The organism is Litorimonas cladophorae, assembly GCF_014652455.1.
Lineage (GTDB): Bacteria > Pseudomonadota > Alphaproteobacteria > Caulobacterales > Maricaulaceae > Litorimonas > Litorimonas cladophorae.
This window is the reverse complement of sequence record NZ_BMYV01000002.1, coordinates 861,086-883,402: the sequence shown is the minus strand read 5'-3', so window position 1 is coordinate 883,402 and position 22,317 is coordinate 861,086. Positions and strand designations below refer to the sequence as shown.

The following is a 22,317-nucleotide window of genomic DNA, read 5'->3' as shown; positions in this document are numbered from 1 at the left end:
TTTTAGCCAATTGTTGGAGAGGATTAGGCGTGCTCAGCAAGCCACTCTGCCAGTTTCGCTTTGTTCATTTCGCCGACCTTCGTGGCGACAACTTGACCGCCCTTGAAGATCATCAGCGTTGGAATACCGCGAACGTGAAATTTACCGGGTGTATCTGGATTTGCTTGAATATCCATCTTGGCAACCTTCATCCGACCTTCAAAATCCGAAGCAACCTCCTCGAGTGCAGGCCCCATACGTTTACAAGGACCACACCATTCAGCCCAAAAATCAAGCAAGACGGGGGTTTCTGATTGAAGAACATCTGAATCAAAAGAGGCGTCGGTTACGGCGTGCGTGGCCATGGGAATCTCCGGGCTGGTATTTTAAGTTAACTTGGAAATAGGAAGCGCGGCGACTTTCTGCAAGGCGACATCCAATAACGAATCTGGGAGAACCATTAATCGGGGGACATCTGTCCATAAAAGCGCACATGTGACGGTTCGGGACGGATATATTTCCCGCGCTAACTCCCGATAGGCCGCCATTTGACCCAAATATAGGTCTGAGACGTCTTTCGGGTCGGAGGGCGGCGGACGATTGGATTTATAGTCTACAATCATGACGGCCTTATCCGTCACGCATAGGCGGTCAATTTGCGCATTGAGGTATAGCCCATTTGGCAGGCCTTTCGCCGAACCCGCCAAACTTACCTCAGCGCGTGATCCGAAGGCAAAAATATCAGCGAAGTTTTCATCTTCAAGCACAGCGAAAACTTCGTCCATAACTTGCTCCGCCAACCCGTCTGGTAATTCAGCGTACCCCTCCAGAAGTTTTTGGGCCGTTTTGCGACGACGCTCCGGCGCGATATCTGGAAGGACCTCAAGGAGTTTGTGAATTAAATTACCCCGACGGAAAACCTTCGGGTCCTTTGATTGGCCAGGCGAGCGCACAGCCATTTCGACACGCGGGTCAGAGAGCAAATGTGAAGGTGTTACGCGATTGCGTCTTCGGCCTTCAGGGGCTGCAGCTTCAGTAATCCATGACGGCAAACCCTGGGTTTCCGTCACTCTTTTAGACGCCTTGGCGCTGCTCGGCTCAGGCAGCTGGCCGTAGCGAAGCCCGGTGATAAGCTCCCCATTGACCTCTCGTTGGAACGGCGCTTCATATGCGCGCGCGCCCAAGGCCTCCATTCCGCGTTTCACCCAGTCATACCAACACTCAGACTTCAACTTAGCATTTGCCGCGCCCACATGCGGGCCGCAAACAATCAAACGTGATTCAGCGCGGGTCATTGCCACATATAGAAGGCGAAGTTGCTCTTGCTTCACCCGCGCTTTAGCGGCCTCTTTAACCTGTTCTAGATGAGGAATATTCCCCGCTGACCAAATTTGCTCGTGATCACCGTCCGGCAAAAGCACTTCACGCAGGGGTGGAACGTTTGTCGTGTCAGGCAGAATGACAATGGGGGCTTCCAATCCCTTGGCGCCGTGAACGGTCATGACGCGAACTTCAGACAAGCTGCTATCTTGCTCGCGTTTCACCTCGACGTCGCCCTTTGCAAATGCACGAAGGAAACTTTGGAGGTTCGGCGCCATGCGAGCTTGATGTTCTAAGGCTTGGTGTAAGAAGGCCTCTAAGGCATCGCGAGCTTCCAAAGAAAGACGCTGGTAAAACCGCTTCCGCATCGACGTCCCTGACGCATCTGTCGTATCCAAAACACGTGCATAAAAGTCATAGGGATTCAGAGCAGACGCGAGAGCCGTAAAAGTTTCTAGCTGGGAGAATGTCTCAGGGTCTTTCTCTGCCAGCGACTCCCAAAGCGTTCCAGATCGACCAATCGCCACATTCATCAACTGATCATCATCATATCCAAACAGCGGCGACTTAAGGGTTTCCGCCAAAGACAAATCGTCTGACGGTAACAGGCATACCCGCGACAACGCGATCAAGTCTTTGACGACGAGCGCTTCTGACAGCTTTAGCTTATCCGCCCCGGCGATTGGAACTTCATGGCGCTTGAGTTGTCGGATTACCGCATCAAATAGTGGGCCACGCCGACGAACCAGAATCAGAACATCCTGCGGCAAAGTCGGGCGGGTTTGTTTAAGTTCGCGATCAAAAACGGGTTCCGCTTTGTCAATCCACGCCTTCACAGTCTGCGCAATGGTCTTGGCCAAAACCTCGATTTGATGCCCTTCCCCAGCAGCATCCACTGGTCTGGTGTCCCATGGTTCGACATCTTCGATTTTATCAGGCGCAGGCGTCACAGGCCATAACTCGACGAGACCCGCGTCTTTGCGATGCGCGATATGGCGTGTTTCATCACTGGCGGGCGGAAAACTCTCTGCGTCAAACATGGCCTGCATACCACCGCAGTCGAAAAGAACCGCATCTACGACATCTAGAACCTGCTGCGTCGAACGAAATGACATCGTCATCCGAATATCGGTTGTCGCATGTTCTGAATGATTTCGGATTTCCGTTAGAAATTGCTCAGGGCGTGCGCCTTGGAATCCGTAGATAGATTGTTTTTCATCTCCCACGGCAAAAAGGGTCCGAGGTTTATTCGGATCATCATCAGGATGCGGCTGGAAAAACGGAGCCGCTAGCGTGTTTATGATTTCCCACTGCTCTGGGGCTGTGTCTTGCGCTTCATCCAATAGGATGTGCTGAATGCCGCCATCCAACTTATATTTTACCCAGTCCGCAGCCTCAGAATTTTGCAGCAAGCGGCGAACAAATAGAATTTGATCGGAATAGTCCAACCCCCGCGCTTGATGTTTAGCGTCTCGATAAATGTCAGCGTAGCGACCTGAGAGGTCATAAACCGCTTGGGTCAGAGCAAAAACTTCCGCCGCCCAAATCTTTTCAATCGTCTCAATAATATCAAGTGCGTGCGTATCGATCCAAACCTTGGCACTCCCATCGGTGCCTTTGTTATAAAAGGCTTTAATATAGGTTCTCTTTTTGGTGAAAAACAAACCTTCTAGCTGGGCCAGAGCCCGTAATGGGTCGTCCTCAGATAATGCGAGGTTAATTAAATTACCCCGTTTCACGTCCGTCGCACCGCCACCACCCAAGGCCGCTGCAACTCGTTTCATTTCCGATTTATCCAGTCGCCGCCACAAAGTGGCTGCGATGTCGGATGGGTCGCGTTGGTCTCCCAGCTTTAAGCGTTTTGCCAGCGGGTCCAAACCCACACTACGCCACGCCGTGATTTTCTGCGGGCTCTGCGCCATCCATCGGAATAATTCATCGAGTGAGGCATCGGCGCGCACGAGGGTCAGCTGTCTCAGGCCCGCCGCCAGCGCGCCATCAGGGGCGTCCATCGCCTCCTTCAAAATCTGCTGCTCAACATCGGCGCGAAGGTTCAAAATTTCGATATCATCCAGCGGCTCAAAACCTGGCAAGATGCCAGCCTCAACTGGGAAACGGGACAAGATACGCTCGCAAAAAGCATGAATGGTCTGAACTTTTAATCCTTCTGGCGTTTCCAAAGCTTTGGCAAAAAGTTCTCGCGCCTTGGGGAGCGCCACTGGCGGCGAGAGCGTCTCTGGTGGCTGTCCAAAAAGTTTAATCAAATCATCACGCAGCGCGACGTCATCCAGAACTGACCATTTGCCGAGCGTCAAGAACAAGCGCTCTTGCATCTCTGACGCGGCGGCTTTTGTGTAGGTTAAACAAAGAATATCTTCCGGTTCGGTCCCACGCAAAAGAATGCGAGAGACGCGGTCCACGAGGACGCGCGTTTTCCCCGACCCAGCATTTGCGGCCGCGAGGCGAGTCCCTGACGGATCCGCGGCCATGCGCTGCGCCTGTGTTGCCTTTTCTATTGGCGTCATAATGGCTGAAATCTCAGTCATCTTTTTCGCCGCCTGCGATGCCAGCCCATTCGCCGCGTCGCGCGAGATCATCAAAATCAGACCAGCTATTGATATATTTTGATCGCACTTGAGACTCATAAGGTGTGCTGAATTCATCAAAGCGTTGGATTAATTTCGTCAGATTTTCGATCGCTTCATCCGTTATTTGTTCGACAGGTTTCTTTTTTCCAATTGGGAAAGTTTGAAAGCCGTCATTCGAACCTTTGACCCGCATATATCCTAAGCGCGCCGTAGCCCCAGACTTATGCCCCTTGAGACCCCCTTGCCGAAGAATATAAGCCGCAAGTGGAAGCTGTGGATCAAAGCCGGCTGCAACTTCCGCATCCGTTGCGGGCGTGCCTGTTTTGAAATCGATAAAGCCGTAGCCCTCAATACCGCGTTCGACGTAATCCATTTTGCCTCGGATCGAGAAATTCAAATTTGGAATTTCAGTCTCGCCCCAGACCTCCAAACCTTCAATTTGAAAACTGTCAGCCTCGCGCGCATTCAGCTCGGTTCGCAAGCCCGCTGCGATCACTTCAAACCGAGCACGTTCTTTGGCGATGACCTCGGGACTATACCCATAAAGGTGAAACGCGTCGTTCAAAGCCGTGATCAATTCTTCGTCCTGATCTTCTCCTAGAGGGAGCTTTTTGCCCGTCAGAAAGTTCTCAATCCCCAGATGAATAGCCGAGCCAAATTCGGATGCACCGTTTTCCTGACCTAAATCTCGCAAGGGTTTCAAACCCAGAACGTGACGTCCGTAGATCGAATAGGGATCACGGATGAGCGTTTTTACTTCCGTAATAGATAGGCTGCGGCCCTTATCTGTGTTCCACCTATTCTCGATAGACGGTTGCGGTTTGGGGGCGGTCGCAGGTTTCACCCCGCCAGCCGCGACATAATCCAGCTTTTGCGCCCAGTCTAAATAGTAATCAGCGCTATTGAGACGCGCCTTCATGCCATTTTCGCCGACAGCACCCTGAAGCAAAGTTTGTAAACGCCACACCCAGCGGGAAGCGACCGTGGGCCCAGACTCTGAGCGTTTTGACCGGGTCAAATAGACGGTCGGGTTTGCAGCCAATTCAAAGAAATCATGCGCCGCCAGACCATACCGTCTTTCTGGCAGAGATAGTTTCATCTGCCGCCGCATGCCGCGTGATAGAAACGGCCCGGGCGTTGGTGTTGCAGGCCATATACCCTCATTCAGCCCGCCTAAAACGATGACATCTGCCGAAAGCATACGGGCCTCAAGAGGTCCCAAAATTGAGAGACGTGGATGGGTTCCGCCAAATGGGCGAACCACGATGCCCGTCATCAACTGACGCATCAGACGCAGAAACCCTTTTGCCGTCACATATGGTAAATTGTGACCATAGGCAATGATATGCTCGAGCATTTGGGCGGCGCGCTCACCTGACTGCCCCCGCCATAAAAAATGGCTGCCATGCTGGTCCGCGTGACTCGCAATATTTTCACAGACAGAAATTAAGGCCGAGGCCCAGACAGGGGCTGACGCGTCGCCCTCAAGTTCAACAAGCGGGCATAAGGCAGCGTTCAGATCTGCTTCAATGTCGCTCAGGGCGCGCGTAGGCGCATTAGGCCTTTGCTCTTGGCGATAATATTGTCGTTCTATGACTTGCCAAGATGAAAGCACCGCGTCGGGCGAACGTCCCAGTGCCGTTAATTCATGACCAAAGAGGACCGCTTTCTCCAGCGCACCTTCTGGGTTCTGCGAGAGCGCTAAGACAGCATCTAAAAAGACACCCGTGGACGTTTCGGCCAGAGGGTCACCTTGAGACATGTCAACATCGACACCCCAGCGGCCCAGTCGCGCTTTGACACGCCGCGCCAAGACTTGGTCTGGGGTGACAAGGGCAGCAGTTCGCCCTTCTGTTTCTAAAGCCTCTCGCAAAATCAAAGCAATCGCGAGCGCCTCTTCCGCATCGGAACGGGCTTCGATGAGTGACAACCCATCTGTGGCTTGATCAAATATCTCAGGGCCAAAATCTGTCTCAAGTTTGTTGATCCGCTCTAGCCAATCTGCGGTCCGTGATGCCGGAACCAGCGCCTCTTCCAACACGCGCGTTCTTGCGAGGCGCAGGACGTCTTTCGCGGGCTTGCCAACGACATCCGAAACAAAGTCGCGAATGTCACTGCGATCAACGTCGAGGCCTTCGATCAAAAGCTTCATCGCATATTGGGGATGCTGTTCGTCAATTTTTGCCCAGGTTTCATCATTATCTGTCGCCTGAAACCCCGGGAGGATCACCATGCCTTGGGGTAATTGTGCCACGACCCGCATTAAGCGGCGTGTCGCGCGCAAGCTACCTGTCGAGCCTGCGATGATGACGGGATATTCTGGCGGCGTTTCTGTCCAGTGCTCGACGAGTGCGTCCAACAATTTGACCTTGCGTGTTTGCGGCTCTTCCATATTGAGCTCAGCCAGTCGCGCAGGCCAAAAATCTTGTATGATCCGATATAACGTGGCGGCATCTTGGAAATGTTTGGCCGCCTCCCCCATCAGTCTTGCCCAAGCGTCCGTCTCAGTCAGCTTGGCCTCTTCCAGAGCGGCGTCATCAAGGATTGCGAGGAGCGGGTCGGCCATGGCAAGTGCCGTCGCGGCATCTAGCGGAAGGTCCGTCGCCCGTTCATGATAGGCCGCAACCACACGCGCCATCTCAAAACGTCGCTGAGTTCCGTCAATGGCGGGCCCCACCTTGCCAACTAGCTCACCTGGTTCGAATGGAGGTTCCTCAGGGTCAATATCAGCCAAAGGCCGTAAGCGTGGCAGCAGTGTCGCGCTGACCCCGTCTTCAACGGCTGCCATCACAAAGGCATCACCCAATCCGCGTACAGCGCGGCGCGTGGGCAAGAGGATGAGCCCCGATTGAAGTTCCACACCAAATCGTCTTCGCAAACCACGCGCCAAAGTTTCGAGAAACGGGACGCCAGACGGCATATTATAAACCGAGGGCGCACTCATGTCTTGAGCCGAAGTTCGGCCTCATCTCGGGCTTGCGGATCCCCGACATGCATCCAAAATCCGTCAAGCGGGTGGCCGAAAATAGTTCCCGCCTTTAATGTCTCATCCCATATTCGGTTGCGGGAAAACGGTTCTACGGGCTGTTTTGCCAACCTGTCTAATTTCGTGATCTGCACTCCAGCATAGACATAGGGGGCCTGTGCATGATCTCCGCGACGTTCCAAACGGCCATCATGGGCAAATAGGAAATCGCCCTTGCCGTGATACCCTAAAGTTTTTTCGATGGGCGCTAATAACAGCAAATCATCCATGAGAGCTGGATCCCAACGTTGGAGAAGCGAAGCAATGATCGGCGCCCCTGACTCCGTCCATATTGCATCAATATTGCAGGCCAAGACTGGAGCCTCACCAAGTAGTGGGAGCGCTTTGACCATGCCACCGCCCGTCTCTAGCAATTGTTCCCGCTCATCAGAGATGATAATGTCTGGACCAGTTTGACGCATTTTCAAATGCGCTTCCAAATGGTCGGCATGTGCGTGAACATTTACAACAGCGCGTTGAATGCCCGCCTCCCCTAATCGGTCCAACATATGGTCGATCAGAGGTTTCCCACCCACTTCCACCATCGCTTTTGAACAATGATCTGTGAGGGGGCGCATACGTGTGCCGTGTCCTGCGGCTAACACCATCGCCGTCGTAATTTCTTGAGCTTGGCTCATGTGATTTCACCCGGCAAATATTCGGCAAACCAATCTCGCAGCTCCGCAAAAATATCGCCCTGTAGATTTTTGCGAAAATGCGCATGCACACGCGGAATCAAATCTCGGTAAGCAGGTTTTCCATCGCGTTCGGCCAGACGGATAAAGATGCCCAAGATTTTGGCGTTTCGTTGCGCGCCGAGAACCGCATAGGCGCGGCGAAACGCCTCGGGGTTCTGCAACTTGGCCTGATCGATAAATTGATCAATTAATCCCTCAACTAGATGCGGCGAAACATGCCGGCGAGCATCTTCTAGAAAACTAACCAGATCATAGGCAGGGTGAGCGAAAAGCCCATCTTGAAAATCAATCAATCCCACTTTCGAAACCGATTGGCGCTCTGGTAACCAAAATAGGTTTTCCGCGTGAAAATCACGCAGGGCTAGACCCGGTGCATGCGCATTTAACTCGATGAAAAGTGACTGCCAGATTCGATCCCATTGTGACCGGGCAGCGACATCAATATCGGCACCTTTGTCTTTCGCATACCAATCGATAAAAAGATGCGTCTCCGTCAACAGCGCAATATTGTCATACTCCCGCACCCGCCAAGTGATATCGCGATATTGCATTTGTGCAGGGAAGGAGCTGCGATAGATTTCCGCGAGACATTCAACGGCGGCCTCATAAAGGGGCGCTTCTAGGGCTGTGTCACCTTCAATCACGCCCGCATAAACGCCCTCACCAAAATCCTCCAACAAAATCAAACCTGCATCAAGATCGGCCGCTAATAATTTCGGGGCAGAAAACCCACGGATCGTCAATTCGTTCGCAAGAGTTGCAAAGGCGGCAGGTTCAGGCCCCGCCAAACGTGCAAGCGCATTATACCCTAAGGCCTGACGGTCTGCGACGCTGGCGCCCTCTGGCTCCGCAGGACTTTCTGCGCCCCGCGGTGCATCTTGCAATACGGCCCCTTCATCGCCCCGCGTTAATCGGAAGTATCGACGCGAAGACGCATCGCCTGGAAAGGCCTGAATATCAGCGTTTCCCCAACCTGCATCTGCCAAGAAGCGCTTAATCTCTGCATTTCGATCAAACATGGCGATTGCCCCATCCGCGCAAGCTGACAACACGCCCGTCACCCTCAAATTTTATGTCGATAATCATAGCGTCCTGCGGAAGGTGCGGGCCCAGGCGATCGGGCCACTCAATCAGGCAGACATCCTCGCCCATCGCGTCGATCAGGCCTATTTCATAGGCTTCATCGGGGTGTTCCAAGCGATAGAGGTCACAATGCAAAAGCGTGAACTCAGGCAGATCATAAGCCTGGACCAGCGTATAGGTTGGAGATGGAACCACTTCCTGCGGCAATACCGCCTGAACGAGCCCCCGCGCCAATGTCGTTTTTCCAGCGCCCAAATCCCCGATCAGGGCCACAGTATCGCCGGCCTCCAGCGCCCCTCCCAATCGGGCGCCTAGGGCGAGCATTTCCGCTTCATTTTGTGGGGTGAACTGATCCATAGAACGGGTCTAGCGCCTTGCAATCACGGTGCAAGGCCTTACCTATCGCTGAGTACAGTCTAATTTAGAGAGAGCCTTCCATGCCCAAGATTATCTTCATCGACCACGCTGGCGAACGTCGCGATGTCGAAGCGAAAGCCGGAACCTCCGTCATGGAAGCCGCCGTACAGAATATGATTCCAGGGATCGATGCCGATTGTGGCGGTGCGTGTGCCTGCGCCACATGCCATGTCTTTGTGGGCGAAGCGTTTTTGTCAAAATTGAAGGCCAAGGATGACATGGAAGATTCCATGCTAGATTTCGCAGAAGGCGTTCAAGACAACTCGCGTCTGTCCTGTCAAATCCTCATGAGCGACGAATTGAACGGCATCGAGATTACAACACCTGAAAGCCAGTAGGCCGCCGCTAAAGCCTCCAATAAACTACAAGACAATATCCAATCCTTAGGATTGGGCTTACCTTAGCCCTCAAACAGCTCTGGATGCCCCGCATCTGGAGCGGCTTCTTTTGGCAGGTAACAAGTGACGTGGGTGCCTGCCCCCTCGTCACTTTCCAACTCGACCCAACCACCATGACGTTCGACGAAACGTTGAACCAGTGCCAAGCCAAGACCAGCACCGCCGCGTGAGCTTTCGAAACTTTCGAAGACCTGACTTTGGCGATCCGATGGAATTCCAACGCCGTCATCTTTCACCCAAATCCGAACGCCCCCACCTGGGGCGCGTTGCCCGCCGAGTTGGATCAGACCACCTGGCTTGGTGAAACGTAACGCATTTGACAGCAAATTATACACGACTTGTTTTATCCGCGTCTCATCTGCCCGAATTTTCCCAATGTCTTGCGGACAATCGAGCTCCATTGAGATCTTGGTGTCTTCCGCTTTCGTCGCGACATAGTCCAACGCATGAGACAACACGTCATAAACATCGACATCCCCCAGATCGAGATCGAGAACATTCGCTTCAATCGCGGCGATATCCAGAATGTCGTCAATGATCTTTGCAAGGTCCTCAGACGCGCTTTGAATGGCGAAGACATATTCGCTTTGCTTATCATTCATTTCACCCGCACCGCCATTTTGCAGGAAGTCCGCATAGCCAGAGATTGTCGTCAAAGGCGTGCGAAGCTGGTAGCTCACGTGACCCACGAATTCGGATTTCATGCGGTCAGCCTCCTCTAGGGCTTCGGCGCGTTCGATTAGGGCCGCTTCTGTGCGGCGCGCGCTGGTGACGTCATCCCACGCGATTAAGGTCGCACCGTCGGGAAGCGGTTTTGACAACCACGTCAGCATTTTATCGTCAGACCGACGGATTTCACCCTCAACTTGACGCCTGACCTCTGGGTTCGGGTCCGTCGCGCGCGCCTTCAGATCATTCCAAAATAGCTTGTCATGATAAAGCGGCAGACAAAGATCGATGATTGAAGAAAAACGCGGGGCCTCTTTTAGGTCTTCTTCGGACAGGCTCCACATCCGTGCGAACGCATTATTGTGAATCTTTAATCGCCCGTCCGTTCCAAAAACAGCAATCCCCTCCGAGAGCTTATCCAAGGTCGCGCGCTGCACATTGATCAAGGTTCCCAAACGACCTTCCATGTCGATCCGGTCTGTCATATCGGAGAACATAAGCGCAATGCCGCCTTGCGGATCGCGCATACGAACCAAACGCAAAGTCCGTCCATCGTGCAAATGCCAAAGTGCGGGCGGCATTTCAGATGGCCATTCCGTATAAAGGCTTAACTCCTCGGATTTCCATTTCCCGTGATCTGGCTGCGCAGGTATTTGACCGCGTTCACGCATGTGATCCAACCATTCGCCATGGCTGGGTTGGTCGCGCGACCAGTCTTCATTCAAACCAAACATGTGACGGAAGGCTTCATTTTCAAAACGCGCTTTCTTATCGCTACCAAATATGACCACCGCTTCGTCCATGGAATTGAGCAATTTGTCATGGGCCGCCACTTGCTGGCCCAATTGTACACGAAGCTCATCCGTTTCATTCGCATCTACAGCAATTCCAGCAAGGCCACCATTCACAGGGAAGAGCGAGATAGCCGTCGCGCGGCGCTCTCCGCCCAACACCATATGACGGGTCGAGTCCTTTTGGCGTTGCTCGGACAGAACGGTTTGGGCGTCTTCATTTGCTTGGTGGTCCAAATGGATTTGGTTTTTTGTGACGTCCCGAACATCTGTGGCGCCGACCGCCTCGACATAAGCGTCATTGACCCAGTTAATGCGACCCCCGCTATTCATCCGCCATAGCGGGAAAGGCGCACGGCTCATCATTTCGATGAAGGCAATGGGGTCGGTTTCGGATGTGATACGCGAGTTTTCAAAACGTGAAATCGCGGTCTTTTCATCTTCGCCGCGAATTGAGGCGTCCTCAAGCCAGAGAACAACTTGACGTCCCGCAACCCGGCCATCGGCTTCAATCACATTACCTTCGGGCAGAACGATCGAAATCGAAAATGAGTCGCCCTTTGTGCGAAGTCCAGCGATGTATTGACGTAAGGGTCGCGAATCTGTGCTTTCAGCAATCGTATTCAGATCAGCAATGCCATCTAAAATGCGCCTCGCTAAATTATTGGACGGCCCAGGATCTGCGAACCTCATAATCGAAGCCAACGCTGCAGGACTGCCTAAGACCTTTGGGTCGCCCCACCCGTTGTCGGCCGTGTGCACGCTTTCTTCCCAAACCATGATAAGACCGGGGTAAGCCCCCATGATTGCATCATAAGACCCTAACTTCCGATCCAGATCATTGGCTTTGGCCTTCCACCGCGTCGCGGTGGCGCCTTCGCGCAAAGAGAGGTTAAGCGCGAAGGTAATCGCAAAAAAAGCGACCACCACGGCGCCCAGACCAACCCAGGTCATGATATCCGTTCCTGCGAACATGGATGTTTGTGCCTTTCAAATCCGCCGCAGTGCTGAACCGCGCGGAGAACTCCCGAAGTGATTCGAGATGTATCGGGTCAAGACGATGCGGGAAAGGTGCGATTACGGCTGAGGCTCAGAAACTCTCAGGATTTTCGGCGGAAAAGCTGTAAAATCCTTGTCTAGAAGACGTCGGGGCGTCTATCCGCCCAAGCTCGCTTCTCCCGCGCGATATCGGAGAAGTACGCGACAATCCGAAAGCGGTTTTGCTGGCGGTTGAAACCGCCAAGCCTCAACAGCTTTGCGCGAGGCCGTCTCAAACACGCCAGACGGCACGGATCGCTCCACCTTCACGTTTTGAGTGAGACCCGCCGCATCAACGTTCAAACGTATAATTGCCCAGCCTTGCTGACCATTCCGAAAAGCTGATTTTGGATAGGACGGAAGATCGAACTCAATTGCCGCCAGTTTCTCGCCCCCAATACAATCGTCGGGATTGGAGTAGCCTTTTACCCACGGGTCGGGCGGATAGGCCGAACGGGGATTAAATGTCGTCGTAGAACCGCAACTCGATATAAAAACACTCGAAACGCAAAGGCTTAATGGGACGAAACAAGCCTTCATTCGTTTTCACCGAAGCCGTTACGCACAAGCTTTTTCAAAGCCTCAACGACGACTTGAGCTTGTGGGCCGTCCGCGCTTACCGTTATGTCTTCCCCACACGCCGAACCGAGCAGCAACAACTCCATCACACTGTCCGCTTCCACACTTTCGGCGCAAACATCATTATGACTGCGAACGCGCACTTTCGCGTCATAGCGCATGACGCATTCCATGAATTTATTTGACGCCCGTGCATGTAAGCCACGTTTATTGACGAGTGTAAGCCTGGCGGATGCCGATGACATAAGCAGAGCTATTTCTCGCCTGCGAGGATTTTGGATGCAATGGCGATATAGCGTTTGCCTGCATCTCTGGCTTTGACGCTGGCCTCTTCAAGGTTCGAGGTCTCACGGGCCTCTGCCAGCTTGATCAGCATCGGTAGATTTACGCCCGCTAAAACTTCGACTTTTCCGTCGCGCAGCATGGAAATTGCCAAATTTGACGGCGTGCCACCGAACATGTCTGTCAGCAGGATGACGCCCGCGCGCTGATCGACGCGATCAACAGCTTCACGGATATCTGCCCGGCGAAGTTCCATATCGTCATCGGGACCGATACAGATCGTTTCCATAGCGTCCTGTGGCCCGACGACATGTTCCGTCGCGCGTCGCAGCTCAATGGCCAATTGACCATGTGTGACAATTACTAGTCCGATCAAGACGGGACGCCTCACTTTGCCTAAATTAAGACTTCACCTAATCAAAAAAATGCGAGGCTGTGAAGCGCTTTCTATCACATTTTAACAACTCATTTCAGGTAACAGGCAAAAGGTTTGCGCTGGTTTCATCCCGATGTTTCCTGAGATATTTCATAAATGGCGTGCCACCTGTGCCGACATCGGTGTCATTACCAGCCGAATTTCGGCTCTGCTTGTTGATGTAGCTGGCCGCATATTCCAAATGGCGGCTTCTGAAATCAGCGACCGCTTGAACATTTGCGTTATAGGCGCGCGACAGGGCACTGTCCTTGGCCATCATGACGAAGGCGCGCAAATTACTCTGCTCGCGCAAATCGTCAATAAAGCGACGATGCCCCGGCGGACGATAGATATGCAATTCGTCTAGATAAGCTTTCATCGGGTCAGCCGCATGACCGATCCCGAGCAAAGCATCCATCGATGGCACGATAGAGGACTGTGAACCTGTCTGCCCGCGATAACTCTGACGCGCCCCACCATGCGAGACGACACCTTCGTATAAGACGCCCTCTGGCAGCGCGGGGTTATCTTTCCAGCCATGAATATAGGGCCGGACGCGTTCAAAATAGGCGTAGGGATCGCAGCGTTCTGGCATACGATCAAAAATGGCTTTTAAGTCGCTCCATACTTCCGCCGTTTCGGTCAGCAGTTTCGTAACCGCCGCAATATCACCTTCCTCGACAGCGTCGAGAATCGGCTTCATTCTGTTTAAAGCTGCTCCCGCGCGCGCCTCGATTGCGACATGCACCAAGATAAACCAGTTTTCGTCCTGCCCGCCCAGAAAGTTCTGAAGCACGTAGATATTGGAAAGTTCAATCGGCCCTTCAGGATCGTGCAAGGCCCAATTATCAAGAACATAGCTGCTGTAGGGCAACAAAGGCTGCTGCCCTAGCCTCTCGGCAAGCGCACACATTGGACGGGCTAATTTCTCGGGCAGAACCGACGCGGTCTCTGCCTCACCCCAGATATAAGATTGCACCAAGAAGCTATAATGGGCCATCGCAGCCCGCGCCATTTCCTCCGTTAATTGATCAACGTCGCCGTCTTTGAACATGGGGAGGCCACGCAACATCAAATGCCGCACGCGCCCTGTCGGAAGCAACTGCGGAAGGCGCAGTGCAACCGCAGCGGCTTGTGCCCAATCACCCGGCAAAATGACTTCATCCGCATTATAACGACAAAGAAACCCCCGTTCGGGGCTCATATCATAAGCGTCTAAGGCCAAAAGCGACATATCATTCTCCCCAAATATAGGCTATGTGTGGCGAATAATTAGGCGGTTACCGTTCGAATATCCTTGCTTTCACTCCAAAATATAGAGAATTGCATCAACAAATGATAGAAATCGATCCCATCAACGCGCAAATATTGCAATCTCTGCAAAGTAATGGGCGAACGAGTAACACGGCCTTGGCCAAACAAGTCGGGCTCTCCCCGTCTGCCTGCTTACGTCGGGTTCAAGATTTGGAAAAACGGGGCGTCATTCAAGGGTATCGCGCCGTCCTAGACAGAAAGGCGATGGGGCAAGACGTTGTCGTTTTCGTGATGGTGGGGCTGTCAGCTCATTTGAAGAAAGATGCGCTAGATTTCGAGGCCGCGATGGCGCGCGCGCCAGAAGTTCGAGAGTGTCATAATATCACCGGCAGCGTAGAATATTTGCTTCGGATAGAAGTTGCAGACCTGAGCGCCTATAAATCTTTTCACGCTGATCGGTTGGGAACGCTTCCAATGGTCGGCAGTATTACGTCCCATATTTCACTTGGGTCTTCGAAAGACCGCGTCGGATAGAAATTCAAGCCGTCGCTTAGCTCTATTCCGAAGGCCTCTGACGTGGAACATCGACAACGAATCGTGCCCCGACGATGTCACCTGCGTCATTTATTCGGTTTTCGGCGTGAATGACGCCGCGATGGGCCGTTATGATTTGTCGACAAATTGCCAAGCCCAGACCAGAATGACTTCCGAAGCTCGCCCCTTTGGGGCGCTGTGTGTAAAAGCGTTCAAAGACCGTATCGAGATTGTCTGCCGGAATCCCAGGTCCCTCGTCATCAACAGTGAAAATGACCCGTTTTCCGGCCTTGTTCGCGGTCACAGTCACCGCGCCGTCTTTCGGAGAAAAGGTGAGCGCATTATCAATCAAGTTCCTAAGGACCTGCGCAAATGGCGTTTCATAGGCACGAATATAGACTGGATTGTCGGGATCAATCACGGTCGCATTGATCACATTGGGGCCGTCTTGAGATCGCGTTTGCTGATAAAATTCGACAATATTTTCGGAAATTTCAGCGACATCCAAAGTCTTCGCTGTTTCACGCGCCAAATTTGCGTCTACCTTTGACGCTTTGGAAATGTCGGTAATAAGACGATCCATACGCGAGACGTCTTGCTGGATAATATGGATGAGTTTCTCGCGCTGTTCCTTCGTTTTTGCGACTCGAAGCGTGTCTGAGGCCGAACGCAAACTTGTCAGCGGGTTTTTGATCTCATGCGCGACATCCGCCGCAAAGTTCGCAATGTCGTCAATCCGAGAGTAAAGCCCCTGCGTCATGTCGCGCAGCACCAACGACAAGTCCCCAATTTCATCACGACGTGCTGACAAATCGGGAATTGCGTCACGCTTCTTCGCGCTGCGGGTCACGATTTCTGCAGCCCGCGCCAGACGTCGCATGGGCAAACTGATGAACAGGGTCAGCGCCAATGACGACAGAAACATCGCAAGAAAAGCTAAGCCAATGATCGGAATAAGGGCTTGGCGCGCATCATTAACGATGGAACTTACGTCACTGCTCTCGACGGTCACGACACCCAAAACTTGTTGAACGCGCTGCACGGGTTGGGACACGGTGACAATCAGATTGTCATTCGCGTCATAGCGAGGACCATAGCTAGAATCGCCCTCCAACCCCGCTCGAATTTCAGATTTCAAATCACGGCGCAGTGTTTCGCGGCGCGCCTTACGCCAAGGCAAATCATGAAGCGTTTTATTCATCCACCCGCGGATATTTTCGCGCCAAACATCCTGCTTTGGTCGCTCGGGTATGTCTTCCAAGATCGGATCAAGGGATTCAGTTATAATTGTATCACTGAGTGTCAACGTATCGGCGACGAGTTGGCCCGCTTTATCATGCAACCTGACGCGCCATCCGTCGGGAACATTGACGCCGCGTAAAACCTGACTCGCGCCCTCTATATCGAGTTCTGCGGTGCCGCCATATCCCGTGGCTTGTTCGCCAATGACGGTGGTGATGGTTGAAGACAACGTTTGGATATTGTCAACTTTGGCGTTGATCAATCCCGTTTCAAATCGGTTCATGGCCAACATGCCAGAGACCAATATGATCAATCCGACCAAGTTAGAGAGAAAAATGTTCCGCGTGAGGCGCGACGTCCAAAGCGACCGACGCGGACCCCGACGCCGATCAGCGCGCCGATTTGCACGGCGGCGCGATTTTCTGGAAATTTCAACGGGTTCAGACATACCCATTGCCTCTAACAGGCCATGCGGCGCGGGTCTTGTGAGAATTTGGAAACCCAGCGCGTCGTCTGCTGCACCTGAACGCTAGGCTTCTTTATATTTGTAGCCAACGCCATAAAGCGTTTCGATGCCGTCAAAGCTCTTGTCATTCTTGCGGAATTTTTTGCGTAGCCGTTTGATGTGCGAGTCGATTGTACGATCATCGACGTAGATTTGATCGTCATAGGCCGCGTCCATCAGTTGATCCCGAGATTTTACATAGCCTGGACGTTTCGCCAAGGCCTCCAAAATTAGGAACTCCGTCACGGTCAGGCGCACAGGCTCGTCATTCCATGAACAAGCATGACGATTTGGGTCGAGGACCAATTTGCCCCGACGAATGACTTTGTCATCGCCCTCTTGCGGCTCAGGCATTTCAATATTGGTGAGACGGGCACGCCGCAGGACCGCTTTGATGCGCTCACCCAACAAGCGTTGGCTGAAAGGCTTCGTGATGTAATCGTCGGCCCCCATATTGAACCCGATTGCTTCATCAAACTCATCATCTTTGGAGGTCAGAAAAATCACCGGCAAGTTAGAGGTTTTGCGCAAGTGACGAAGCAGCTCCAATCCATCCATGCGTGGCATTTTGACATCGAAGACAGCCAAATCTGGTGGCGACGCACGTAGCGCCTCTAGAGCTGTCACCCCATCATGAAACTTTTTGACCTCATAGCCTTCGCTTTCGAGGAACATCGACACGGATGTCAGAATGTTTTCGTCATCATCAACCAGATAAATTTTAGCCATAGCGCGCTCCCCAGCGGATGCCGCGACACGTCGCGGTGAATATTCTTTTTGTCTAACTAGGCTCATCGACTGCATGGCTCAACCCTTCTCCTGTTTTCAGCCACGATGTGACCGCTCTCAGTTTCAGAGATAAATGCGCAGTGAGACGGGGTGATGACGGGAATAAGGCAATGCTGTGGCATTCACGTATAACAGACGCAGTCGTAACGCCTTGCCGCGAGGCTGTGCCCTCCCTAGATAGAGGTCAAAGACGCGAGCCTCTCGCATTCAGAATCAAACATTGAGTTACCTATCATGAGTATTGCTGCTTCGATCCTATCCTTTTTTGTTGCGCCGATTTTGTCGCTCATCCTGTTTGTGTTTTTAATCTATGTCATCATGAGCTGGCTTTTCATGCTAAACATCGTCAGCCCAAACAATCCGACTGCACGTCAGGTATATGGTCTTCTTTCCAGCATTGTGGAGCCGATCGTCTCGCCCTTCCGTAAGATTATACCACCACTGGGCAATCTTGATCTCGCGTTTTTCTTTGCTGCGATGACATTGTACTGGATCAGCGGTTACGTTTTACCGCGTTTGATTGCGACGCTGGGATAGGCGCAATCGCCTAACGCTTAGGTTTATCCAGCAGGCTATCCAAACGATCAGCTAGATCATTGCCCTTTGCGGGTGGAACGCCGGGATCGTCGGGCTGCATAGCAGGCTTAGCCGCCACAATTTCAGCAACGGCATCCGGCTCTTCGCCAAGATCGGCGACGCCCGGCAGGCGTAGTGGCGCGCGAGAATCAAACCTCGGATGTATCAACTCGCCCGTGTCGCCGAATGAGAATACCATACGACGCCAGTCTTGCGGCGTGTAGTCAAAGCTTTCCCCGCTCGGATCAAGATCAGACCAATCGGCCTCACGCGGAGCGGTCGCGGCGCGTTGTAGCCAGAGACGCGCATCCGTCGGATTGTTTAGTCGCTCTTCTGATTGCGCGGCCAATACGCAAAGGCGTGAGGACGGCGTGTCTTCTTCGCGCAGCAAGGGCCGTAAAACAGCCCAAGCTTGGACCGCATCGTCCCGGCGCAAATGATCTTCAGCCAGCAAAATTTTCGTTTCCCGATGATCGGGCGCTTGTTTCACCAAAGCGGCCAAACGTTTATCGCGTGTCTTATTATCGGCGCCTTCTAGCAAGTCCAAGAACGCCAATGACAGGGCAGGATGGGCGGAATGCGCCCAGCTTTTCTCAATGAGCTTTGAGGCCGCTTTCGGATCGCCTTGCAGCTTGTAAAGTTTGACGGCCAAAGCGGTCGCGGGCGCAAATTCAGGTGCGAGCGCATTCGCCTTAACAGCCAATTCTAAGGCTTCGCCGAATTGGCCCTCATCATGCAAAAGATCGGCTTGTGCGGTTGTCAGGACTGCGCGACGGCGACGTGCGATGAGTTTTTCAACATGTTTGCGGCCTTCGCCTGTCTCGAGTGTTTCTGCGGCATCTTCCCATTGAAAGTTGGCAACTTCCGCTTTGAACAACGTATCAAAAGCCCAACGGGCCTCTGGATTATTTGTGTAGGCTTCACGCGATTGCTCAATCGCGCCTGGCAAATCACCGGTTGCCAGCATATTTTGCGCCAACCCACGCTGTCCTGTTGCGCGCGTTTTATCGCTTTCCAGCATGGCCTGATAATGTTCAACGGCCACATCGCTGTCGCCTGCGGCTTCGGCAGAAAGCGCGGAAATCACGCGTCCTAACTCTGTCGACCCAATCAGGTTGCGGGCGATTTCGGCTTTCTTACGCGATTTTTTCACGTCACCCTCAGCACCCGCCAGCAGAGCTTCTTCCATCGCGTCCAATGCTCGGTTGCGACGACGGAGGCCGACGCCTGACCGAACGCGTCGTGGCAAACGCCAGAGCCAGAGAAACGCTGACCAGAGGCCGATCAAACCCAGCACCCCAAAAACACTCGCGATGATGGCGAATTGCCAGCTTAGCTCAATTGGCGCGAAAGCGAAAAACCCGGAGGTTGCGGATGAACTGATCGACAGCATAATGTCGTCGCCGACCCACAGTAAGAGGCCCGCTAATGCCGCCAAGAAGGCAAGGATCGTAATCACATATTTGGTCATAGACTCGCTTTTACACTTTCATACCACGCTTGGCCCGCCGTTTTCACAGGCGCAGGCAGACGCTCAAATTTATTTGCGGCAGCATCAAGGCGGCCTTCGGAAATGTCGACTTCAATCTGGTCGATCAAAGTGCGGGGGTTATCGTCATCTTTGACGCGCACATGTCGGGATAGGGTCTTTTTCACAAACCCACCTTCCGCATTGGCCTCGACAGCTTTGAGCAAGGCCTCTTTCGGGAAGGCGAGCACAGCAATGCGCTCAACTCGCGGCGCGATAGGTTCGACGTTTTCAAGCGCTGAAACGCGGGCTTCAATCGTCTCAAGAACGTTGCTCATCATAACGGATAGATCTTCAGTTGAGCTTGACTGGGTGATTTGAGCTTCAAGCGCCTCTAGGCGTTCGGTCAAACCCACTGGAAAATCTGATGGCATCTCCGATGCTGGCACCTCGGAAAGCTTCAAGAGCTCTGTTTCCAAAGCCGTCACACGCGCTTGTAGCGCTGAGGTATCAGGCCATTTAAATCCATCGGCTTGCGCCGCATTTAAGGCCGCGATTGTAGCCGGGTCGATTTCAGACGGCGCGGTTGTTTCTAGCGTCGTCAGGCGGGTTTCAATGGTTGACAGGTCAACAGGTTCCGCGAGCGTTAAAGACGCCGCATCCATATCACCTATATCCGTCTCTAGCCCCGCCAGTCGGCGCTCTAAAATTGCGACGGTCTCCGACAATGGACGCGTTGCGGCCATAAGTTCTGCGCTGAAGTCAGGCGCGGCCTCGGGGGCTTGGGCTTTCAATCCAGCATAGATACCGAAGGCGCCCAGACCTCCGCCAATCAAACTCGCGAGAAAGCCTGTCAGAATAACAGCCTTCCAAGGCTTCGGCGTTTTGGCGGGCGTCGTTGCCTCATCAAACGCATCAGCGACAGCATCCGGAGAAACAGCCGCCGCGACGTGGGCATCGCCGGCAGCGACTTTTTTACCGCCTGCGGGTTCGCCATCTTTTGTGATCATATCTTCGTAATTCATACGCTTAACTTAGGGTGGGAAGCCCCCTAGCCGCAAGGGGTGGTTTGCGCAGCTAAAATCTGTTCATCTTCGCGCGGCATTGCCGCGATCACGCACCCTTTCAGGTCCAATTTCACCAGCGGCTGCGCAGTGGCATCACTGATGCAAACAGCTTGAATGTCCGATAGGTTTCGCCCCTTTGCCAGATCTGCAAAGGTTTGCGCAGCCAAGGGTGAATATAATGCGACGAGATCAAATCGCTGTTCGGGCCAAGCGTTTGTCGGAAATGACCGATACACCTTCAGACGCGTCGCCGGATAGCCCAGCGCGCGAAGGTCTTCGCAGATTGTCCCGCGTATATGCCAACCCGACACATGGCAGACCGCTTGGTGCACTGGGATGTTTTCGCGAACCCACGATGTAATGTCTGCGGATATTCCATTTACCGACACGACATCGCGATACCCTGCGGCGCGCGCTTTCTCGGCTGTTGCATCACCGACACAAACTGCGCGTTGGCCCTGCCCTGCAAAATGGTCGACACCATTTTTCGAGGTAAAGATAACAATCTCGCTCTCAGGCAAAGGCGCATGCTTGATCGCGCGAACGTCCAGAAGCGGCAGAACCAAAGGCTCGAATCCTGCGGCTCGCCACGCAACTGCGCTCTCATCGGCGGCGGGTTGCGTCCGCGTGATCCAGACGGTTTTAGTCATCAAATGTGATGCGCCCGCCGACCTGTTTCCGAACAGACGCTCCCATTTTGAAACCGAGGTCATAGGCGTCGAATGCCGTCGCAACGGGGCCTACGCATTCATCTGCAATGCGCAAACTTCCATCTTTGGCTAAAATTTCACCCCGCAGCGTTAAGTGTTCGCCGTCCAATTTGGCGAGAGCCGCAATGGGGGTTCGACAATTTCCATCCAGCGCCCGAAGAAACGCGCGTTCTGCCGTGATCTCCAGCTCTGTGGACCGATCATTCAAAGGCGCGAGAACGTCGGTTAAGTCAGCCCGATTTCGCATCACTTCGATTCCGATGGCGCCTTGGGCCGGTGCCGGCAACATCATGTCCGTTTCAACGGCTTGTGTAATTCGATCATCTTGTTCCAGTCGGCGCAAGCCAGCACAGGCCAACATCGTTGCATCGCAAACGCCCGCTTCTAATTTTTTCAATCGCGTGCCTACATTTCCGCGCAGGAGACAGAACTGCAAATCTGGCCGCATGGCCGAGAGCTGTGCGCGACGTCGCAGACTTGCCGAGCCGATCAAGGCACCTTGGGGCAGATCGTCAATCGAACCGTGTTTCACGGAAATGAAAGCGTCTCGTACATCCGCACGTGGCAGGATCGCACTGACCACTAAATCCTCATGTCCGACCGTCGGGACATCTTTCATAGAGTGAACAGCCAGATCAATTGTGCCGTCCAGAAGCGCCATTTCGAGTTCACGCGTGAACAGCCCTTTCCCGCCAAAGTCTTTCAATTCACCTTTGATGGTATCGCCTGTCGTTTTCAAAACCTTGATGACAACCTGTTCGGCGCAACGGCCAGAGGCCTCACAGATCAAGCGTTGGACGAGATTGGCTTGGTACAGCGCCAATGGCGATCCGCGTGTTCCAATAGTGAGTGCAGGTGATTGCATAATCTGGCGGTAATCCTTAGGTCGA

The 22,317-nt window shown here is 53.2% G+C and carries 20 protein-coding genes; 3 read left to right on the top strand and 17 right to left on the bottom strand.

Annotated elements, in window-relative coordinates; translation table 11 throughout:
- Positions 1 to 23 precede the first annotated feature (23 nt).
- Genes trxA through tsaE form a run of 6 tightly spaced genes read right to left on the bottom strand, consistent with a single transcriptional unit; the run spans position 24 to position 9,050 of the window.
- Entirely contained in the window at positions 24 to 344 is a 321-nt protein-coding gene (trxA, locus tag IE073_RS11870) for a thioredoxin (RefSeq protein WP_189586151.1), read from the bottom strand.
- A 21-nt stretch (positions 345 to 365) separates the two neighbouring features.
- Positions 366 to 3,845: a double-strand break repair helicase AddA gene (gene addA, locus IE073_RS11865; RefSeq protein ID WP_189586147.1), complete on the bottom strand. Its 3,480-nt coding sequence runs from the start codon at positions 3,843 to 3,845 to the stop codon at positions 366 to 368.
- Complete coding sequence (locus IE073_RS11860; RefSeq protein WP_189586144.1) at positions 3,838 to 6,831, bottom strand: PD-(D/E)XK nuclease family protein; 2,994 nt, start codon at positions 6,829 to 6,831, stop codon at positions 3,838 to 3,840. The genes addA and IE073_RS11860 overlap by 8 nt, the downstream gene beginning before the upstream one ends.
- Entirely contained in the window at positions 6,828 to 7,550 is a 723-nt protein-coding gene (locus IE073_RS11855; RefSeq protein WP_233350043.1) for a nucleotidyltransferase family protein, read from the bottom strand. The genes IE073_RS11860 and IE073_RS11855 overlap by 4 nt, the downstream gene beginning before the upstream one ends.
- Entirely contained in the window at positions 7,547 to 8,629 is a 1,083-nt protein-coding gene (locus IE073_RS11850; protein WP_189586141.1) for an aminoglycoside phosphotransferase family protein, read from the bottom strand. The genes IE073_RS11855 and IE073_RS11850 overlap by 4 nt, the downstream gene beginning before the upstream one ends.
- Positions 8,622 to 9,050: a tRNA (adenosine(37)-N6)-threonylcarbamoyltransferase complex ATPase subunit type 1 TsaE gene (gene tsaE, locus IE073_RS11845; protein ID WP_189586138.1), complete on the bottom strand. Its 429-nt coding sequence runs from the start codon at positions 9,048 to 9,050 to the stop codon at positions 8,622 to 8,624. Before tsaE ends, IE073_RS11850 begins: the two co-directional genes overlap by 8 nt.
- Before the next feature lie 80 nt (positions 9,051 to 9,130).
- Between tsaE and IE073_RS11840 the strand changes: the two genes are divergently transcribed.
- Positions 9,131 to 9,448, top strand: a complete 318-nt coding sequence (locus tag IE073_RS11840) for a 2Fe-2S iron-sulfur cluster-binding protein (RefSeq protein WP_189586134.1) — start codon at positions 9,131 to 9,133, stop codon at positions 9,446 to 9,448.
- A 62-nt stretch (positions 9,449 to 9,510) separates the two neighbouring features.
- Here IE073_RS11840 and IE073_RS11835 read toward each other — a convergent pair whose 3' ends face one another.
- The 5 genes from IE073_RS11835 to IE073_RS11815 form a co-directional block, all read right to left on the bottom strand.
- On the bottom strand, positions 9,511 to 11,922 hold the full coding sequence (locus tag IE073_RS11835; protein ID WP_189586131.1) for an ATP-binding protein: 2,412 nt from the start codon (positions 11,920 to 11,922) through the stop codon (positions 9,511 to 9,513).
- Between the two features lie 201 nt (positions 11,923 to 12,123).
- Positions 12,124 to 12,546 (bottom strand): energy transducer TonB, encoded by a 423-nt coding sequence (locus IE073_RS11830; protein ID WP_189586128.1) that lies wholly within the window; start codon positions 12,544 to 12,546, stop codon positions 12,124 to 12,126.
- Complete coding sequence (locus tag IE073_RS11825; RefSeq protein ID WP_189586126.1) at positions 12,543 to 12,830, bottom strand: HPr family phosphocarrier protein; 288 nt, start codon at positions 12,828 to 12,830, stop codon at positions 12,543 to 12,545. Before IE073_RS11825 ends, IE073_RS11830 begins: the two co-directional genes overlap by 4 nt.
- Positions 12,831 to 12,838: 8 nt before the next feature.
- A complete protein-coding gene (locus tag IE073_RS11820) occupies positions 12,839 to 13,243 on the bottom strand; it encodes a PTS sugar transporter subunit IIA (protein WP_189586123.1) in 405 nt (134 codons plus the stop codon).
- 94 nt (positions 13,244 to 13,337) lie between these two features.
- Complete coding sequence (locus IE073_RS11815) at positions 13,338 to 14,516, bottom strand: PrnB family protein (protein WP_189586120.1); 1,179 nt, start codon at positions 14,514 to 14,516, stop codon at positions 13,338 to 13,340.
- 101 nt (positions 14,517 to 14,617) lie between these two features.
- On the opposite strand from IE073_RS11815, the gene IE073_RS11810 reads away from it, so the two are divergent.
- Positions 14,618 to 15,070, top strand: coding sequence for an Lrp/AsnC family transcriptional regulator (locus IE073_RS11810; RefSeq protein WP_189586117.1), 453 nt, complete (start codon positions 14,618 to 14,620; stop codon positions 15,068 to 15,070).
- A 22-nt stretch (positions 15,071 to 15,092) separates the two neighbouring features.
- On the opposite strand, the gene IE073_RS11805 is transcribed toward IE073_RS11810, so the two are convergent.
- Together IE073_RS11805 and IE073_RS11800 are read right to left on the bottom strand one after the other, a co-directional pair.
- Complete coding sequence (locus IE073_RS11805) at positions 15,093 to 16,760, bottom strand: ATP-binding protein (protein ID WP_189586113.1); 1,668 nt, start codon at positions 16,758 to 16,760, stop codon at positions 15,093 to 15,095.
- Positions 16,761 to 16,841: 81 nt separating this feature from the next.
- Positions 16,842 to 17,546: a response regulator transcription factor gene (locus tag IE073_RS11800; protein ID WP_189586110.1), complete on the bottom strand. Its 705-nt coding sequence runs from the start codon at positions 17,544 to 17,546 to the stop codon at positions 16,842 to 16,844.
- Positions 17,547 to 17,840: 294 nt separating this feature from the next.
- Between IE073_RS11800 and IE073_RS11795 the strand changes: the two genes are divergently transcribed.
- Complete coding sequence (locus IE073_RS11795; RefSeq protein ID WP_189586107.1) at positions 17,841 to 18,143, top strand: YggT family protein; 303 nt, start codon at positions 17,841 to 17,843, stop codon at positions 18,141 to 18,143.
- A gap of 10 nt (positions 18,144 to 18,153) precedes the next feature.
- Here IE073_RS11795 and IE073_RS11790 read toward each other — a convergent pair whose 3' ends face one another.
- The 4 genes from IE073_RS11790 to hemC are packed head-to-tail and all read right to left on the bottom strand — an operon-like array spanning position 18,154 to position 22,292.
- Positions 18,154 to 19,653: a heme biosynthesis protein HemY gene (locus IE073_RS11790; RefSeq protein ID WP_189586104.1), complete on the bottom strand. Its 1,500-nt coding sequence runs from the start codon at positions 19,651 to 19,653 to the stop codon at positions 18,154 to 18,156.
- Entirely contained in the window at positions 19,650 to 20,675 is a 1,026-nt protein-coding gene (locus IE073_RS11785) for a hypothetical protein (protein ID WP_189586101.1), read from the bottom strand. Before IE073_RS11785 ends, IE073_RS11790 begins: the two co-directional genes overlap by 4 nt.
- Positions 20,676 to 20,701: 26 nt before the next feature.
- Positions 20,702 to 21,367, bottom strand: coding sequence for a uroporphyrinogen-III synthase (locus IE073_RS11780; protein ID WP_189586098.1), 666 nt, complete (start codon positions 21,365 to 21,367; stop codon positions 20,702 to 20,704).
- Entirely contained in the window at positions 21,360 to 22,292 is a 933-nt protein-coding gene (hemC, locus tag IE073_RS11775) for a hydroxymethylbilane synthase (RefSeq protein WP_233350041.1), read from the bottom strand. Before hemC ends, IE073_RS11780 begins: the two co-directional genes overlap by 8 nt.
- Between the last annotated feature and the right edge of the window lie 25 nt (positions 22,293 to 22,317).

Excerpts from the sequence above, each read along its gene's own strand:
- trxA (WP_189586151.1), bottom strand. The coding sequence starts at position 344 with ATGGCCACGCACGCCGTAACCGACGCCTCTTTTGATTCAGATGTTCTT.
- addA (WP_189586147.1), bottom strand. The coding sequence starts at position 3,845 with ATGACTGAGATTTCAGCCATTATGACGCCAATAGAAAAGGCAACACAG.
- IE073_RS11860 (WP_189586144.1), bottom strand. The coding sequence starts at position 6,831 with ATGAGTGCGCCCTCGGTTTATAATATGCCGTCTGGCGTCCCGTTTCTC.
- IE073_RS11855 (WP_233350043.1), bottom strand. The coding sequence starts at position 7,550 with ATGAGCCAAGCTCAAGAAATTACGACGGCGATGGTGTTAGCCGCAGGA.
- IE073_RS11850 (WP_189586141.1), bottom strand. The coding sequence starts at position 8,629 with ATGTTTGATCGAAATGCAGAGATTAAGCGCTTCTTGGCAGATGCAGGT.
- tsaE (WP_189586138.1), bottom strand. The coding sequence starts at position 9,050 with ATGGATCAGTTCACCCCACAAAATGAAGCGGAAATGCTCGCCCTAGGC.
- IE073_RS11840 (WP_189586134.1), top strand. The coding sequence starts at position 9,131 with ATGCCCAAGATTATCTTCATCGACCACGCTGGCGAACGTCGCGATGTC.
- IE073_RS11835 (WP_189586131.1), bottom strand. The coding sequence starts at position 11,922 with ATGACCTGGGTTGGTCTGGGCGCCGTGGTGGTCGCTTTTTTTGCGATT.
- IE073_RS11830 (WP_189586128.1), bottom strand. The coding sequence starts at position 12,546 with ATGAAGGCTTGTTTCGTCCCATTAAGCCTTTGCGTTTCGAGTGTTTTT.
- IE073_RS11825 (WP_189586126.1), bottom strand. The coding sequence starts at position 12,830 with ATGTCATCGGCATCCGCCAGGCTTACACTCGTCAATAAACGTGGCTTA.
- IE073_RS11815 (WP_189586120.1), bottom strand. The coding sequence starts at position 14,516 with ATGTCGCTTTTGGCCTTAGACGCTTATGATATGAGCCCCGAACGGGGG.
- IE073_RS11810 (WP_189586117.1), top strand. The coding sequence starts at position 14,618 with ATGATAGAAATCGATCCCATCAACGCGCAAATATTGCAATCTCTGCAA.
- IE073_RS11805 (WP_189586113.1), bottom strand. The coding sequence starts at position 16,760 with ATGTCTGAACCCGTTGAAATTTCCAGAAAATCGCGCCGCCGTGCAAAT.
- IE073_RS11800 (WP_189586110.1), bottom strand. The coding sequence starts at position 17,546 with ATGGCTAAAATTTATCTGGTTGATGATGACGAAAACATTCTGACATCC.
- IE073_RS11795 (WP_189586107.1), top strand. The coding sequence starts at position 17,841 with ATGAGTATTGCTGCTTCGATCCTATCCTTTTTTGTTGCGCCGATTTTG.
- IE073_RS11790 (WP_189586104.1), bottom strand. The coding sequence starts at position 19,653 with ATGACCAAATATGTGATTACGATCCTTGCCTTCTTGGCGGCATTAGCG.
- IE073_RS11785 (WP_189586101.1), bottom strand. The coding sequence starts at position 20,675 with ATGAATTACGAAGATATGATCACAAAAGATGGCGAACCCGCAGGCGGT.
- IE073_RS11780 (WP_189586098.1), bottom strand. The coding sequence starts at position 21,367 with ATGACTAAAACCGTCTGGATCACGCGGACGCAACCCGCCGCCGATGAG.
- hemC (WP_233350041.1), bottom strand. The coding sequence starts at position 22,292 with ATGCAATCACCTGCACTCACTATTGGAACACGCGGATCGCCATTGGCG.